General features: G+C 58.2%; 11 protein-coding genes and 1 pseudogene. 8 read left to right on the top strand and 4 right to left on the bottom strand.

All coding sequences use genetic code 11. From position 1 onward, the window contains the following. Positions 1–26: 26 nt before the first annotated feature. The 5 genes from BLP23_RS15170 to BLP23_RS15150 all read left to right on the top strand — a co-directional run bounded on the left by BLP23_RS15170 (position 27) and on the right by BLP23_RS15150 (position 4,671). The gene (locus BLP23_RS15170) at positions 27–1,610 is read left to right on the top strand and encodes an aKG-HExxH-type peptide beta-hydroxylase (RefSeq protein ID WP_092585640.1); all 1,584 of its coding nucleotides are present in this window, start codon (positions 27–29) and stop codon (positions 1,608–1,610) included. Further along, complete coding sequence (locus tag BLP23_RS15165) at positions 1,610–2,584, top strand: ThiF family adenylyltransferase (RefSeq protein ID WP_092585639.1); 975 nt, start codon at positions 1,610–1,612, stop codon at positions 2,582–2,584. The genes BLP23_RS15170 and BLP23_RS15165 overlap by 1 nt, the downstream gene beginning before the upstream one ends. 70 nt (positions 2,585–2,654) lie before the next feature. After that, on the top strand, positions 2,655–2,867 hold the full coding sequence (locus tag BLP23_RS15160; protein ID WP_092586094.1) for a hypothetical protein: 213 nt from the start codon (positions 2,655–2,657) through the stop codon (positions 2,865–2,867). 146 nt (positions 2,868–3,013) lie between these two features. Further along, positions 3,014–3,454: a DUF982 domain-containing protein gene (locus BLP23_RS15155; protein WP_092585638.1), complete on the top strand. Its 441-nt coding sequence runs from the start codon at positions 3,014–3,016 to the stop codon at positions 3,452–3,454. Between the two features lie 290 nt (positions 3,455–3,744). Further along, entirely contained in the window at positions 3,745–4,671 is a 927-nt protein-coding gene (locus BLP23_RS15150; RefSeq protein ID WP_233426714.1) for a DMT family transporter, read from the top strand. A gap of 427 nt (positions 4,672–5,098) precedes the next feature. Here BLP23_RS15150 and BLP23_RS35295 read toward each other — a convergent pair whose 3' ends face one another. Beyond that, the gene (locus BLP23_RS35295) at positions 5,099–5,326 is read right to left on the bottom strand and encodes a hypothetical protein (protein WP_092585637.1); all 228 of its coding nucleotides are present in this window, start codon (positions 5,324–5,326) and stop codon (positions 5,099–5,101) included. A gap of 279 nt (positions 5,327–5,605) precedes the next feature. On the opposite strand from BLP23_RS35295, the gene BLP23_RS15140 reads away from it, so the two are divergent. After that, complete coding sequence (locus BLP23_RS15140; protein WP_139187066.1) at positions 5,606–6,988, top strand: adenylate/guanylate cyclase domain-containing protein; 1,383 nt, start codon at positions 5,606–5,608, stop codon at positions 6,986–6,988. Between the two features lie 166 nt (positions 6,989–7,154). Further along, positions 7,155–7,433, top strand: coding sequence for a PIN domain-containing protein (locus tag BLP23_RS15135; protein ID WP_233426713.1), 279 nt, complete (start codon positions 7,155–7,157; stop codon positions 7,431–7,433). Here the strand turns inward: BLP23_RS15135 and BLP23_RS35110 are convergent. Together BLP23_RS35110 and BLP23_RS15125 are read right to left on the bottom strand one after the other, a co-directional pair. Beyond that, positions 7,430–7,888, bottom strand: a pseudogene (locus tag BLP23_RS35110) (VOC family protein). The gene BLP23_RS15135 and the pseudogene BLP23_RS35110 overlap by 4 nt on opposite strands. A gap of 167 nt (positions 7,889–8,055) precedes the next feature. Continuing rightward, positions 8,056–9,861 carry an amidohydrolase gene (locus BLP23_RS15125; protein WP_092585635.1) on the bottom strand — a complete coding sequence of 602 codons (1,806 nt, stop codon included), beginning with the start codon at positions 9,859–9,861 and terminating at the stop codon, positions 8,056–8,058. Between the two features lie 251 nt (positions 9,862–10,112). Between BLP23_RS15125 and BLP23_RS15120 the strand changes: the two genes are divergently transcribed. Further along, positions 10,113–11,039, top strand: coding sequence for a LysR family transcriptional regulator (locus tag BLP23_RS15120; RefSeq protein ID WP_092585634.1), 927 nt, complete (start codon positions 10,113–10,115; stop codon positions 11,037–11,039). 386 nt (positions 11,040–11,425) lie between these two features. Here the strand turns inward: BLP23_RS15120 and BLP23_RS15115 are convergent, their stop codons facing one another. Next, positions 11,426–11,767 carry a hypothetical protein gene (locus BLP23_RS15115; RefSeq protein WP_092585633.1) on the bottom strand — a complete coding sequence of 114 codons (342 nt, stop codon included), beginning with the start codon at positions 11,765–11,767 and terminating at the stop codon, positions 11,426–11,428. Positions 11,768–11,784 lie beyond the last annotated feature (17 nt).

The raw sequence follows: 11,784 nt of genomic DNA, 5'->3' as shown, positions 1-11,784 counted from the left end.
ATTTTTAACGCGGAACTGGCGGGCGAATGACGCCCTTGGGCGATAGTGCCTCTCAACCGACGACGCGCAACGTTCCGATGCCGGACGAAGCCGTCCCGAACTGGGGCATTTTTGCCCGAGATGCAACCTTGATCCGCCCGAAGGCAAACTCACGGAGGCTGCCGATGTCCGCGTCACGTATTCAAGAATTAGCAGATGAGGCGCGTCTCCTGCTCAAGCGCAATCCCCTGATGGCAAGTACCCTTTCCCTGCAGCGCGTGGCAACTCGCAACCTTTTGAAGCGACGCTTCCAGTATGGCCGCACGCTTGCGGCGGCTTCAAAGCTCGCCGATTGTTCGGTCGGGATAGAGGCGCTGGCAGGTTATTTCCCCGATCTTGCAGATGGCGGGTACGCTCGCCTGCTGGAGCTTCCGTTAGCAGTTGCCGGACCGGTCGGTGCCGATCCCTACCGTTCATCCGCGCTTGCAGCCTGGATGGGTGGGCTCGCGCGCAGTCTGGAATGGCAGGCAGCCCGCCCCGATGTGCAAGTCGTCAGCGGTTATCTGCAGCCGGATCTGATCGCATCGGATCTTGAACTCGAACGTCAGCCGGCGTGCCGGCTGTCTTGCGGCATCGGCCTCGCCCGCATCGAAAGCCCGGCGCGAAGCCCTATGATGCAAGCCCTCCTCCGCAAATGCATGCCGGACTATTCCAGGCCCGACCGCCCCATCACGGACGATGCCGAATTGGATCGCATCGCCGACCATCTGGAGAAGGCCCTCGCATTAATCGCGGAATTGGACGAGTGCGGCTATAAGCGTCTGATCGCCGGCCTGCACACGCTTCACGTTGGCGTGCGGCGCGAAGGGCAGTGTTCCTTTTCGAGTTCGAACGAATTGCCGGGCAGCGCGCTCATCGCGCTTTCCAGAGAGAGATTGCGCGACGGCGATCATGCCGCGACAGCGGCCCAACTGCTTCACGAGGCGGGAAATATCCTGCTTGGGTTTTATACGACCTCGGCGGCGGCATCCCTGCCTGGGGAGTTCCAATATGTTTCCCCATACAAAAACGACCTACAGACGCTCGAGAGCATCCTGCATACGGCCTACACCATTCCCTGGGAGTGCGCCATGCGCATGGCATGTCTATCCACCGAGGCGGATCCTGAGCGCCGCGCCCGGAAAACGGCATTCATAATCGCCTATGCCGCGCGGCAAGTCCCGCTCATCGACATCGCTCGGAAAGGAATCGAACGTCTCGGCGGCGATGTCCTCCTCGACCTCCCAGACATCGCCGCCATTCCTTCCTGGAGTGGCCGGATCCTGGACCTCGTAGGCCAGTTGCTTGCCGAAGAGCCTGTCGCGCACCGCCAGGCCCATCTTGCCGAGCGCCAGCGAGTTCTCGATCGCCAAGCCTGGGATATCGGACAGATGCTCCTGCGCGGCAAGGAGCCGATCGATCCTCGGATGGGCCGGCGAGAGATCGATGACAGCGGCGACAATATCAGCCTCTGGTACGACGGAAAATTCCACGTGATCCCGAAGGCCGCCGACCATGCGGTGGGCAAGGATTACGGTCGCTACGCCGCGACGATCCGCGCAATCGCGCCCAGCGAAATGGAGGCGATGTGATGATCAATTATCGGTCTAGACGATTGTCAGCGGCGGTCCGTGCGCCCGTCGACTTCCCGAACTTCTTCGCCCACAGCCTTGGGTCGGGCGGCAGGGGGGCTCTGTTCGCCGGCAATAGTACCGATGCTGTCGAGGAACAGAGCCCCACAGTTACTAGGCCTGCGTTCGGCGGCGCGTTGGAGGGTGCCAATATGCCGGCTGAGGACGAATATGTCTCCGCCGCAATCGATCACGACGACGCCTCCCTGACGCCTCTTTGCCATCGGCAACGCGGCTTCGCAGGGTTTCGCGATATCGACTTCGTCATCATCGGCTGCAGCGGCCTGGGCTCGCAGATTGCCATCCAGCTTGCGGCCCTCGGCGCGCGCCATTTCCTTCTCGTGGATGCCGATCGTATCGACGAGAAGAACTTGAACCATCTCCCATGGACGAGCGAAGCTGATCTCGGCTGTCTGAAGACGGACAAGCTGGCGACCTATCTGGCCACGTGTTTCTCGGCCAATGTCTTCGCGCTGCCGGAATTTGCGGAAGGCGCCGCAGCGCTCCGATTAATCGCAGATTACGCTCACAATCCGTTCGTCGTTCTTGCCGGCGACGATTCTCATCCGGCCCAAGAGTTTTTGACGGCCTGCCACGCATCGAAAGCCGGCCTGCCGCCCCACCTGCATGTCGGCCGCTGCGGGGCCTCTTGCATGGCAGGTCCCTCGGTGGCAGTCAATGAGGACGCATGTCCCGTCTGCCATTGCGCCCAGCTCACAACGGACGACAGCTTTGTCGCCACACCGGCCGCTGCCGACAACGCATTTATCGCTGGTCTTGCCGTGTCGCAGATCACCGAAGAGTGCCTTTCTAAGCACTCCGCATCACGGGGACGCCAATGGATAGTGGACCTTAAAAGCAATCAGGCCGAGTTCCGTTGTCTTTCCAAACACCTTGAATCTGCGGGCCTGTTTCGCCGCTATGAGAGGCGCTGATATGGATCATATCGAAATCGCTGATGCCATCTATCCGGCTGCGTCAAATTCGGAGCCGCGGTCGTTCGCGCTGTGCTCAGTCATCGGCCATGCCGGCGCAACTGGCGGAAAGAACGATGAGCTGACGATATCCGAAGCTCTTCGTGATCCACTGATCGCCATGGTGTTGCGCGCCGATGGCGTGACCTCCGAAGAATTCAAGCGAGTTCTTCAGACGGCAGCCCGTGAGTGGAAACTAAACCGGCCAACGCTATCAGAGGAGATGGGAAGGAACAGGCGATGAGGACGCCCCCGCCTTCCCACCAATGGCAGGATACGCGACAGTTTTGTCGAAACAACGTGGAAGATGGTTGACGAGCATGTGTGGTCAATCCCGGTTCGAACCATAGCACGGGATTCACATTGGCTGTCGGGCGGAGTTCAGGGGCAATGAAATTCGATATGTTGAGAAGTTTCCCAACGATAATTCTTGCTTTCGCGGAAGGCAAAGATCGCAAGGTGATCCGTACCGCACGCGAGGCTGCCCAACTGTTACTGAAGGAATGGCCCACCGACGATGGTGAGGAATTCTTGACGGCGGTGAAAACCTGTTTGGAGGTCCTTACCGGAAAAACCGAACCCGAGAACTTGCACGAGGCGATCGTCCGCGCCGCATATGAAGCGGGTATCGTGGCGATCACGACTGATCACCACCTGGGTATCCTCAGGATCTATCCAGTCAGCGAGGTCCTCCGCGCATGCGCTCATCGCAATCCCGCTTCCATCGAGCCGCTTCGGCTATCGCCATCAGTGCGCCGACGTCGGCAGCGAAAATGGTCGGGGCGAACCAAAAAGGCATTGATCGGAAGTGCATCGGGGCGTTTCGAATGAAGGCGAAACTGCCCCGCCTGCTGGGCAAGTTGGGTTTCAAATTCCGCTGGCGAACGATAGCCGAGGGCAGAGTACAGCCGCTTGTAGACCTCTTTGATAAACTTGGGCATTCGCTCGGCCACGTCCCCAAAGGTTCGTAGCCAGCGGACCTTCCCTCCAAGAATGCAGCATTGAGTTAACTGCTTGGTGTCCTTCGTCAGTCCTTCATAGTTCGGCCTTGGTCGAAGCAATGTCAGGCCAATCCACGATAAAGCAGAGGAGTTTCAAAATTACTCGAACGCGAGACGATCATGACAACACAAAAAACGGATATGAGAATAGAACTCGCGCTCCTTCTCGCGCTCGCGACGCTTTGGGGCGCGTCCTACACGTTCATCAAGATCGGCGTGGAAACGATCCCCCCGGTGACGCTGATCGCCGCCCGCACCTTGATGGCCGGCGCGATCCTTCTTGGCGTCATCAGGTCACGTGGATTGGCCTTGCCAAGGGACCTCGCGACATGGCGGCGTTTTCTGTTTCAAGCCTGCCTCAACAGCGTGATTCCATTTACATTGATCGCCTGGGCGGAACGCACCGTGGATGCCGGGCTTGCTGCAATTCTCAATTCGACGACGCCGATCTTCGCGTTCCTCTTGACGGTCCTTATCACGCACCACGAACCAGTCACTGGCCGCAAGCTGTTCGGCGTGGTCACCGGCATTGCCGGCACGTGCCTCATCATCGGCATCGAGGCATTTCACGGGCTTGGCGATGAACTGCCGGCGCAGCTCGCCATTGTGGCCGCCACCATCTGCTACGCTGGAGCAGCTATCTTCGGCCGGGGCTTCAAAGGGCTTGACCCAATCATGCCCGCAGCGGGATCACTCATCTGCGGTGCAGTCATCCTCATTCCCGTCAGCCTTGTCGTTGATCAGCCGTGGACACTGACGCCCTCTTCGGCATCGATCCTGGCATTGCTCGGTCTCTCGGTATTTTCGACCGCCCTCGCGTTCGTCATCTATTTCCGGCTCGTTCACACACTCGGCTCGGTCGGTACGACTGCCCAGGCCTACCTGCGGGTTCCGATCGGCGTGGGGATCGGAGTCCTGTTTCTCGGTGAAACCATGACCTCAACCGCGTGGGCGGGGCTCGCTTGCGTCATTGCCGGCGTGGCCGCGATGACCATTCCCGCTCGCAAGCCAGCGCTGGCCCGTTGCATGGGTTCGTCGAATTCCTGATACTCCGACATGGACGGCAGGCCGGGTGGCATCGTCGCTCGCCCGCGATGCTCTACACCCACGCAGGCCCCGGCGGATCGGATTTCGAAAATTCATATGCGGCCACGTCGCCGGCGCGGGAATCCGGCGATTGCATCGGGTTTTCGGGCGATTGATCTTATCGGTTTCTGCTTTGAAAAATGGCAGCCTTTTCGGCCGCCATTTTGTCTACGTGCCCTATCAGCTCCGCTGAGCTTGCTGATGTAGAGCGCGACAAGAATGACCCCACCTGTCGTCGCGTTGATCCAATACGCGGGGACCCGAGAGGGAACGAGAACATCCTGAATGAGGACGAGCAGCAAGACACCGCCGCATGCACCTGCAATCGTGCCTCGTCCTCCGTTCAGGCTAACGCCGCCCAAGACAGCAGCGGCGAACGCATTGAAGATCAGGTTCTGACCGAGGGACGAAGGTATGGAGGCAATCCGGGCGCCTGCAGCAGCTCCGCCGGCGCAGCGAGAATGCCCGCCACGATAAATACGCCCAAGAGCCTTCCGCCACTGAAGAACAAGGTTCCCGGTCCGTTCGGGCCAGGCGAAGAGGTACCGAGCTTCATGATGCGGACTTTGCTGCCGGGCAAAACCGCAGCTGCTGCGCCGAAATGAAAGGTCGGCATTTGCGGCTTCCTTGCGGTCCTGCCCAGCCTGCGCCGCCGGCGGGGTTGCGGCGGCGGCGAAGCAAGGTCGAAACGATAAAAAGTGTGGAATTATGGACATGCTGGACGCTACCCGCAGCCTCCACGAAGCAGCAACAGCAACCCTGAACAAAGCATGCGGGGTTATTTCGTTGCTGACGGGAACGGCCCGGAGCAATTCCGTCTCGTGAACCGAGTTCAGAGTCGATTGCCTGCACCGTATCGTGCTAAACTGACGTGGCGCGAGCCGTGTTCTGGACCATGATCAAAGTAACCGCTCTGCCTGACCAGATGAACTTCGAGGTTGCCGCCGGCGAAACGTTGCTCGAGGCTGCTTTGAGGTCGGGTGTGCCGTTTGCCCATGCCTGCGGCGGCCGGGCGAAATGCTCGACCTGCCGCGTCTGGGTTCTGGACGGCGTTCAGGGTTGCCCGAACCGGAATCGAGACGAGAGCTTGATGGCGGAACGATTGAGGCTGGCGGATGAGGTCCGGCTGGCCTGTCAGCTCAAGCCGCAGGGCGAGCTTCGCGTCCGACGCCTGGTGCTGGATGAGACCGACTTGATAATAACCAGCCAGCTTCTCAGTTCTGCCGAGACGCGTTCCGGCGAGTCGAAACAGGTTGCGGTTTTCTTCAGCGATGTCGCCGATTTCACGAAACTGTCCGAGCAGCTTTCGCCCTATGATGTGATGTATCTGCTCAATCGCTACTTCGCCCAGGTTGGCGACATCATAGAGCGGAATGGCGGGTTCATCGACAATTTCATCGGCGACGGGCTGATGGCAATCTTCGGAATCGACGATCAGCGGGACGCTCCGCTTCGAGCCGTCAACGCGGCGATTCAGACCGTTGCCACGGTCGATCGCCTGAAGCCGTTCTTTGCCTCCATGTACGGCATCGATTTCGATATTCGTATCGGTCTCCATTATGGCGAAGCCGTCATCGGCACATTGGGCTTCGGCGCAAACCAACGCCTCACGGCAGTCGGGAACGTCGTGAACCTGGCCAGCCGGATCGAAGCCGCGAACAAGGATGCCGGGACCCGACTGCTGATTTCCGAGGCGCTTCACGGCCAGATCGCCGACAAGGTGGAGGTCGGCGATTTTGTCAGGGTACGCCTAAGGGGTTCCTGCGAACGTACGAGCCTCTTCGAAATCATCAGGCTCAAGCCCGAATGCGACGCTGAACTGAACGCCAGGCAACCCCGCGCAACCATCCGTCATGCCGGCAGGAGGTGGGTCCGCGCATTTCCCGAGGACGAGCTTCAGCCCCACGAACGACGGATTCTCGATTTCGAGGATTACGATATCGTCGTCGTTCGCGGAACCGACAACTACTGCGCCTTCAACAACGCCTGCCCGCATCTTCATCTGCCGTTCTACGAACGTCGAAAACCTGCCGAGGTGAAGACGCTCAATCTCCCACACACGGAGAGCACGATCACCAGTGATCACGGCCTCGTCTGCCGTTGGCATCAAAGCTGTTTCGACCTGTTTTCGGGCGAAATCAGGAACTGGGCGCAGTTGCAGCAGGATGGTACTGCGCCGGGCTATGAACACACAGGTGACATCTCGAAAAATCCCACCAGGCTGACGGTATACCCCTGCCTAATACAGGACGGATGCCTGTGGATCGGGCTCGACTGACAAGGAACGGTTTCGGTTTCTTCGGCGGATTCGTTTCGCTCTGACCGTTTGCCAACTCGAGAGTTGCGACCGGCTCCAGCGGCAGACTGTTCAGCTTGGGGACGGAAGCGCCCCTCCGCCGACAAGCAAACCAGTCTCGGGAACTGGACCAGCGACCAGATCGTACTTGCCATCCGGACTGGTCGTCGTGCCGCTTGCCGGCCTCGTGTCGGCCGAAGAGATTGCTTTAGCCAAACACCGTATGAAGGCCGTCCTGCCGGAGGCGGACGTGGTGAATTATCGTCCGTTGATCGAGGATCTTAAACTGCCTGACCTTGACGATCGGCATGTACTCGCCGCTGCCATTGTTGGAAAAGCTTCTACCATCGTCACCTGGAACCTCAAGGATTTCCCGAGACGAGACCTGCGTCCTTACGGCGTGACGAGCAAGTCGCCAGATGATTAGATGACTTCGGCCAATTCAATCACGTTCCCGAAAGGATCGGGGAAGAAAGCGATCTTGCGACTAATCTCGTCGACCTGAAACGGTCCGGTAAGGATATTCACGTCGCGGCGGCGCAGCTCTTCCACTGTGGCTTCGATATCGGCGACGGTCAGGCAGAAATGGTGGTAACCGGCATGCCTCAAGCTGTCGTCCAGATCCTTGTAAACCCGTACCGGGTGCGGACCCGGGTCACCGCCGGCGAGCAGTTCGACCATAAAACGATCGTCATTTGGCGGCGCGAGATAGGCGAGTTCTCAGTCATCATAAGGCCATGTGTGAACGACGCGCCAGTCGAGCTTATCCCGATACCATTGTATGGCGGTGTCCCGGTCGGGCACACGGATCGCAACGTGATGTCCGCGCACATCTGCGAAGGGCGATGATGTGCTCCTCTCTGGGATGTCAAAGTCAGCCATTTTTATTCTCCTCGATGTAACGACAGACCCCTTGGCGCATGTTGTTTTCGACGGAGGTATTGAACAACAATCGCTGTCAAAAATAAGCAATGGTTCGCTACGGCCGGGCAGCGAAACCGCAGTCCAGCGAGCGTCCGGGGAAGGCGGGGAGAGCCCGTCCGCTGGGCTCACTTTTCCCCATGATAGCTGCCGAAGTATTTTACGGGTGACCAAGCGGGAAGGATGTCAGGCAGTTTTGGCGATAGAGCACTATAGTCCTGTGCGCCGTAGACTACCTTTCCGTCCATGATGGTCAGTACAGACGATATAGAGCTGATTTGATCTTCCGGCACGGCGAAGTAGTCCCTGTCGAGAACGGCGAAGTCTGCCAGATTTCCGGGGGCGATTACGCCTAGCTCGGCTTCTGCATTCATGAACCAGGCTGGCCCGGTGGTGAACAGTTTCAGCGCCTCGGCGCGTGATAGACGGTTGTTCTCGGCAAGTATTACGGATCCGGACACAGACTTGCCAGATACCATCCAACTTACTGCCACCCAAGGGTTGAACGTGGCTGCCCGGAAGGCGTCGGTGGTCATGGCCAGCGGCATGCCGCTATCGACGAGCATGCGCAGACGCGGTGTTTCCAACGCCTTCTCGCGACTATAGGTCTTGATGAAACCATCGCCGTGCAGTGCCATCTTGGCGTCCAGGGCAATTCCGCCACCCAGCTTTTTCACCCGAGCGATGTTCTCCGGACTGATGGTCTCAGCGTGCTCAAGACTCCATTTCAGGCCATCGAGCGGGATCGTCTCGTTCACCTTCTCCAGCGCGTCGAGAAAGGGGGAGATGTTTTCGTTGTAGCTGACGTGCATTCGGAACGGGATGCGCCGCTGGACCAGCTTCATCACATCCTGCTCGACGAAGCGCCGCATCTTATCGGGCTCGATGATGACCGCCGGACGGTCGAAGTTCTCATGATCGTGCACTTCCCCGCTCAGAACCTCCCCGGCACCTCGATATTCATGGCCATGTGCCAGGGTGGGGTGCAGGTTTTGTCCTGGACTTATCGGCGCCGTTTTCGTGATCGCCTCGATTTCTAGATCCACCATGTTCACCGGCCCGCCGTCGCCGAGTTGCAAGTCCACAAAGGGCATGCGCACATTGAGGCGGTTGCCTCGTGCAACTACGTCTACCCTCGCCTGGGCCTCCGGGTAAGGCCACCTGCCGCCGTTATCGATGATCGAGGTCACGCCGAACCGGTTCAGACCGTAAATGCTATAGATCAACGAACTCACTTGTTCTTCGAAGGCGGGCTGCGGCACCATGCTCTCGAGCGCGAGAAACAACCAGGTATAGCCGTGGACCACACCAGTGGGATTGCCGCGGCTGTCCTTTTCGAATTCGGTGTCCGGCACCTTTGGGAACCGATCGGTACCGACGCCAAGCGCCTCCATCGCCTGCTTGTTCAAGAAGGCTTGGTTATAGGCATATTGCACGATCAGGGGGCGATCGGGCACCGCGCCGCGCAATTCGTCCAGCGTTGGAAAGCGGTTCTCCTCAAATTGGTAAGGTGACCAGCCTCCAATAACTTTGACCCATTGGCCCTTCGGCGTGCGTGCAGCCTGCTCGCTCAGCATAGTCAACGCCCGGCGCAGCGTCGGCACGCCATCCCATCGAACATTGTAGTTATAGGCCAGATCGTTGAGGACATGGATATGGGCATCAATGATGCCGGGAATGAGTGTGCGGCTGCGAGCATCAATAATCTCGGTATTGGAGTTCTTTAGACCGAGAATGTCCACATCAGAGCCGACCGAATAAATGCGGCCATTCTTGACCGCCAAAGCCGAAGCTTCGGGCTGAGCACGGCTGCCCGTGAAGATATTTGCATTGATAACGATCAGATCAGCGCCGGGCTGCTCCTGCGTCGTTTGTGCCTGAACAGCAGAGAAAGAAAAAGTTGTCACAAACGCGATGAATATCTTTCTGATCATTTTACCCTCGTTCGACGTATTTTACGAAATGCGGTCATTCGGAGCCGGTGCCATGCGGATGCACGCGATGGGCGAAGAAGTGAGTCCAAGCCGTCGCGAAGGTCATCACTTTTTTCGCATGCCGTCGTTGAAGACCGACTTGTTGGAAGACAAAAACCCTAGTGAAAACGTCCAAATTGACAGTGCCATTGCAATTTCGGCTACGGTAGACCATCAAACTGACAAACCATGTCGCCGAAAAGGAAACACCAATGGATATTGAGGAACTGCGCACCTTTGTGGAGGTTGCTGACGCATCCGGTCTCACACAGGCAGCGCGCCGGCTTGGCGTTTCCAAATCGCTCGTCAGCCGACGGCTTGCTCGGCTTGAGCAATTTCTGGGCGTTCAATTGCTCGCGCGAACGACGCGCGGCGCCTCCTTGACCGAAGCTGGCGCGACGTTTCGCGAGCACGCAGCAAAAATCTGCAATGAGTTTGATGTTGCAAGGGACGCCACTCTTCCCTCAGGAGATCTTCGCGGCCGGTTACGTGTCGCTGCGCCGCTTTCTTTTGGCCCGACACATTTTGCTCCCATCCTCTCACAAATGGCGCGCAGGCATCCGCAACTGCAAATCCTTTCTTCCTATACCGATCGTTTCGTCGATCTCGTCGGAGAGGGTTTTGACTGCGCCATTCGGCTTGGCCACCTTCAAGATTCAGTGCTAGTCGCAAAACGTGTTGGATCGATCTTCGGCATCCTCGTGGCGAGTCCTGAATACATAGACGCCCACGGCGCTCCCGTAACACCGGACGACATCGCACATCATCAAGTCGTCATGCGAGACGATGAGAGGTGGCAATTCATGGACGGCGACAGGATTGTTACGGTGCGTCCCCAGGGACGCTTCATAGCTGATAGCGGAATATCGCTTGTGTCTGCCGCTGTGGACGGGATCGGGATCGGGTACCTGCCAGAACCGCTTGTCGCGGATCATATTTCCTCGGGCGCGCTGGTGCCAATCATGACGCGTCATCCAATTCCGCCAGCCGGTATCTTTGTCGTGAGGCCGCCAGGCCAGCATCCCTCGCGAAAGGTGAGGATACTCACTGAAATGCTCATCGAACGTTTCGGAACCGCGTCCCTCAAGGACGGCGCGGCGGGCCTTGGCAAGCAAGACGAACGATCAGCTTGTCCGTAACGTCAAGATTGCAAGGTCGACCGGCTCTCTCCAACTCTGTGGCTTGGCAAAAGAGATCGCTGGCCCTGAAGTCAAATCAAGTTCTTGATCGAACCCTTGCGGTCAGGCGGGCGGGTCGGTGCGTATTGGGCAGGCGGTTGCAGGAAGGTGTCGGCCGGCGGGGTATATGTTACGGATAGGATGCTTTGGCAGGATTGCCCGGCAGATAATATTTGCCGCGATTCCGGATTATACAGAAACCGGACCAGGATCAGCGATCGCGAATGAGGCCAGCTCCTCCCCAACGTCGCGAAATGGGCTTTCTCTTATCGCCGAGTTCATCAGCAACTTAAGGTGTCGCCGACGCAATAACTGCGCGGTACTGGATGTCGATGAATGATGCATCGCTATTTCGGTGGATAAGGCTCAATGTCCGCGGACCAATAGTGCTTGGCGATATTCTGGGAGTTGCGGATGACGTGATAGGCAATTTCAGGGTTTCCCCCTTCGAATGTATCCGGGGCTGCACCACACATGAGACAATACATTCTCTGATGAACAACTGCCGCAAAATATTGCAATGCTGGCGCAGCATCTTCCTGGCCGATTGCTCGCATTTCCTCGACCGCCCTTTTGGTCGCCTCTTCCAGAGCACAGGAGACCGTGGCAGCAAGAGTCTTGTCGGTGCGACTGATGACCTCGGCGATCTGGCGCTCTGCCAAAGTTAGATCAGGAGTGTTTTCGGCCATTGTTCATCTCTCCGGCA

Source organism: Rhizobium mongolense subsp. loessense (assembly GCF_900099775.1).
GTDB classification, from domain to species: Bacteria; Pseudomonadota; Alphaproteobacteria; order Rhizobiales; family Rhizobiaceae; genus Rhizobium; species Rhizobium loessense.
The sequence above is the reverse complement of the archived record's forward strand: the minus strand, read 5'-3'. Positions and strand labels throughout refer to the sequence as shown.